The organism is Microbacterium sp. UBA3394 (genome assembly GCF_002358725.1).
GTDB lineage: Bacteria > Actinomycetota > Actinomycetes > Actinomycetales > Microbacteriaceae > Microbacterium > Microbacterium luteum.
Genome location: NZ_DEPK01000216.1, coordinates 1 through 4,007 on the forward strand (window position 1 = coordinate 1; position 4,007 = coordinate 4,007).

Genomic DNA, 4,007 nt, shown 5'->3' on the forward strand with positions numbered 1-4,007 from the left:
CGAGACGTGCGACCAGATCGTGTCGATCCCCATCTCCGCGGCGACGGAGTCCCTCAACGCCGGCATCGCGGCATCCGTCGCCCTCTACCAGGTCGCCACCGCCCGCGCCGCCCAGGACTGAGCGCGGCGCCGATCGAAAGGAAGCGCATGTCCCGCATCGCCGTCATTGGAGGGACCGGGTACGCCGGTCGTCACATCGTCGCCGAGGCGGCCCAGCGCGGGCACACGGTGCTGGTCGTCGCCCGCAAGGCCGTCGCCGATCGCGTCGAGCACGCGATGTACCTCGAGGGCAGCATCCTCGATGTGCCGACGCTCGTGACCGAGATGCAGGGCGTCGAGGTCGTCATCGTCGCCGTCGCCGCCCGCGGTGACATGGCGGGGATGCTGCGACCGGCGGTCGCAGAGCTCGCCGCAGAGCTTCCGCCCGAGGTGAGGCTCGGCGTGATCGGGGGCGCCGGCGGCAGCCGCGTGAGCCCGGACGGACCGCGTCTGGTGCACACCCCGGAGTTCGCCGAGGAGTACAAGCCCGAAGCGCTCGAGGCCCTCGCCATCCTGGAAGACCTCGAGGCGGGCGCGGAACGCGACTGGTTCTACGTGCATCCCGCCGGCGGGTTCGGCCCGTGGAACCCCGGGGAGCGCACGGGATCGTACCGAGACGGCGGGCCCGTGCTCGTGGTCGATCCCGATGGCGAGTCGACGATCTCCGGCGCCGACCTGGCCGTGGCGGTCGTGGATGAGATCGAGCAGCCGCGCCACGCGCGCGAGGCGTTCTCGGTCGGCTACTGACCCTCAGACGAGGTCACGCCAGTCCACCGTGCCGCTGTCGTCGTCGACGGTCGGCAGATCGGCGGTGATCACGGGGAGGGACGTGGTCTCGGTCGGCGGTCCCATGACGGTCGCTTCGTCGCGTCGGTGCCGCAGCACGTCGTCGACGTAGCTCCCCAGTGCTTCGGCGAGCGGCACCGAGCCGCCGCGCGACTGCGAGAGGTACCAGCGGTGCTCGAGCACCTGGTGGTACACCTCGGCGGGCTCGAGCTTCGCGCGCAGGTCGTACGGGATCGCCATCACGACCGGCTCGAAGACGCGCGTCAGCCACTCGTGCGCGACGACCTCCTCGTCGCCTCCGAGGCGTGAGATGCGGGCGCGGAACTCGTCGAGGTCGTTGAGCAGGCGCCGGGCCTGGTTCTCCTCGACGTCGAGACCGGTCAGGCGCAGCAGCCGACGCTGGTGGTGACCGGCATCCACGACCTTGGGCTGAATGGACACCCGCGTGCCGTCGTCGGTGGTGGTGATCGACATCTCGCCGATGTCGAAGCCGAGGGTGTTCAAACGCTGCACGCGCTCGGTGATGCGCCACGATTCGTCGGCGCCGAACGATTCCCGATCGGTGAGGGCCGCCCACAGCGAGTGGTACGACTCGACGATGCCGTCGGCGACGGCGAGGGCGTCGACCCCGCCCTCCAGGCGCCCGCCCGCTTCGAGGTCCATGATCTCGCCGGCGATGTTCGTGCGCGCGACGTCGAGATCGTGCTCGCGCTGACCGCGGGTGAGGCCGGCCTCGTGGAGCTCGCCCGTCTCGGCATCGACGAGGTAGGCGGCGAAGGCGCCGGCGTCGCGGCGGAAGAGGGTGTTCGACAGCGACACGTCGCCCCAGAAGAATCCGACGTTGTGCAGTCGCACCAGAAGGGCGGCGAGGGCATCCACGAGGCGTGTCGCGGTGTCGGGACGCAGGACCTGGGTGAAGAGGGCGCGGTAGGGGAGGGAGAACTTCAGGTGCGCGGTGACGAGGGCGGCCGGAAGCGGCGCGCCGTCGGCGTCGGTGCGGCCCGCGATGACCGCGATGCGCTCCACGCAGGGCGCATCCAGTCGGTGGAGGTTCCCGAGCATGTCGTACTCACGCCGCGCCATCTCCTCGGTCGTCTCCTTGATCGCCACGACACGGCCGGAGAGGCTCGCGAAGCGCACGAGGTGTCGTGAGATGCCCTTGGGGAGGAACACGATCGTGCTCGTGGGCCATTCGGCGAGCGGCGTGGACCAGGGAAGAGCAAGGAGTGCCGGGTCGACGGAGCTGGCGGTGATGGAGAGTGATTCGCGCATGATCCTTCCGAAAACAGTACAGCGCGGGTGGATCCGAGACCCACCCGCGCTGTACGTGCGTCGGTGACTACTCCGAGAGCACGGGAGCGTCGTTGAGGCGCTCGCCCGTCTCGATGTCGAAGGCGTGCACGTGTCCGGCCGTCGCGGCCAGGGTCACGGTCTCACCCGAGTGGGGGTGGTTGCGACCGTCGACGCGGGCGACGATGTCGGTGCGCTTGCCGTTGATGTCGGTGTGCCCGTAGAGGTAGCCGTCTGCACCCAGCTCTTCGACGAGGTCGACGGTGACCGGCAGGCCCTTGCCGTCGGCCGGGCCGACGACGATGTCCTCCGGGCGGACGCCGATGGTGACCTCGCTGCCGTGCGCGCGGCCGACCGTGTCGCGGTCCAGCGGCACGACCTCGGAGCCGAACTGCACGCCACCCTCGGCGAGCGGGGCGGGGAAGAGGTTCATGGCCGGCGAGCCGATGAATCCGGCGACGAACACGTTGTTCGGCCGCTCGTACAGGTCGCGCGGGGTGCCGACCTGCTGCAGGATGCCGTCCTTGAGCACCGCGATGCGGTCACCCATGGTGAGGGCCTCGGTCTGGTCGTGCGTGACGTAGACGGTCGTGACGCCCAGGCGACGCTGCAGCGACGCGATCTGGGTGCGGGTCTGCACGCGCAGCTTCGCGTCGAGGTTCGACAGCGGCTCGTCCATGAGGAACACCTGCGGCTGACGCACGATCGCGCGGCCCATGGCCACACGCTGACGCTGACCACCCGACAGGGCCTTGGGCTTGCGCGTCAGGTACTCCTCGAGGTCGAGCAGCTTGGCGGCTTCCAGCACGCGCTGGGCGCGCTCCTCCTTGCCGACGCCGGCGATCTTGAGCGCGAAGCCCATGTTCTCGGCGACCGTCATGTGCGGGTACAGCGCGTAGTTCTGGAACACCATCGCGATGTCGCGATCCTTCGGCGGCACGTCGGTGACGTCGCGCTCGCCGATGCGGATGGCACCGGAGTTGACCTCTTCGAGGCCGGCGAGCATGCGCAGCGAGGTGGACTTCCCGCAGCCGGAGGGGCCGACGAGGACGAGGAACTCGCCATCGGCGACCTCGAGGTTGAGCTTGTCGACGGCGGGGCGCTGGCCTCCGGGGTACAAGCGGGTTGCGTTGTCGAACGTGACGGACGCCATGGTCTTTCTCCTTCACCGGCAGGTACGTGCCGGACGATCCGTAGTGAATGGAAGCGGGGGCTCTCCCGCACGCCCACCATCGGGCGTGTCTCCAGTATGCCACGCGGCAAAGAACGGGAGGTGTCTGGGCATTTCCCAGGGTCGGTGACTAGCATCGTCCACGCCGCGCTCCCCGAGCGGCGCGCCGGAGCATCACGGCCGACGTTCTCCAACGAGGTTCCATGTCACACGACGAATCGACTCCCGACACCAGTCCCGAAACGACCCCTGGCGACCGCCGCGACGCCGTGCGCGCGAAGGCGAAGCAGGTGCAGCAGCGACAGTCGCGCACGCGTCTGATCCAGCGGGTCTCGCTCGCGACGGTCATCGTGGCGGTGGTGGCCGCCGTCGCCGTCGTGATCACCTGGACGGTCTCCAGCAACGCCTCGCGCCCGATGGCGCAGCCGGCGAACGTGACCGAGGACGGCTTCGAGGTCACCGATGTGACCGGCGTAGGCTCGGTCGGCGCGGAGCCGACCACGCCCGAGGTGGACGACAACGCAGCGGGCGAGGAAGAGGCCGACGACGAGAGCGACTCCTCCGGGAACGCCGCGATGTCCGCCCAGGCGGAGCCGGTCGAGACGCCCGAGCCCGGCGTCGTCGACATCCGCATCTACGTCGACTACCTCTCCAGCGGCGCGCAGGACTTCCAGGTCGCCAACGTGCAGCAGCTGCAGAAGTGGGTCAGTGAAGACGCCGC

At 69.7% G+C, this 4,007-nt stretch carries 3 protein-coding genes and 2 pseudogenes; 3 read left to right on the top strand and 2 right to left on the bottom strand.

What is annotated here, in order from left to right; genetic code table 11:
* Positions 1–121 (top strand): annotated as a pseudogene (locus B4E30_RS13245) (23S rRNA (guanosine(2251)-2'-O)-methyltransferase RlmB); the annotation flags it as partial.
* A 26-nt stretch (positions 122–147) separates the two neighbouring features.
* A complete protein-coding gene (locus B4E30_RS13250; protein ID WP_286795553.1) occupies positions 148–786 on the top strand; it encodes an NAD(P)-dependent oxidoreductase in 639 nt (212 codons plus the stop codon).
* Between the two features lie 3 nt (positions 787–789).
* On the opposite strand, the gene B4E30_RS13255 is transcribed toward B4E30_RS13250, so the two are convergent.
* Both B4E30_RS13255 and B4E30_RS13260 read right to left on the bottom strand, forming a co-directional pair.
* Positions 790–2,097, bottom strand: a complete 1,308-nt coding sequence (locus tag B4E30_RS13255) for a DUF4032 domain-containing protein (RefSeq protein ID WP_286795554.1) — start codon at positions 2,095–2,097, stop codon at positions 790–792.
* Between the two features lie 67 nt (positions 2,098–2,164).
* Positions 2,165–3,268 (bottom strand): ABC transporter ATP-binding protein, encoded by a 1,104-nt coding sequence (locus B4E30_RS13260; protein WP_286795555.1) that lies wholly within the window; start codon positions 3,266–3,268, stop codon positions 2,165–2,167.
* Between the two features lie 221 nt (positions 3,269–3,489).
* Here B4E30_RS13260 and B4E30_RS13265 point away from each other — a divergent pair.
* A pseudogene (locus B4E30_RS13265) lies at positions 3,490–4,007 on the top strand (protein-disulfide isomerase); the annotation flags it as partial.

Coding starts and splice junctions, on each gene's coding strand:
- B4E30_RS13250 (WP_286795553.1), top strand. CDS start 148: ATGTCCCGCATCGCCGTCATTGGAGGGACCGGGTACGCCGGTCGTCAC.
- B4E30_RS13255 (WP_286795554.1), bottom strand. CDS start 2,097: ATGCGCGAATCACTCTCCATCACCGCCAGCTCCGTCGACCCGGCACTC.
- B4E30_RS13260 (WP_286795555.1), bottom strand. CDS start 3,268: ATGGCGTCCGTCACGTTCGACAACGCAACCCGCTTGTACCCCGGAGGC.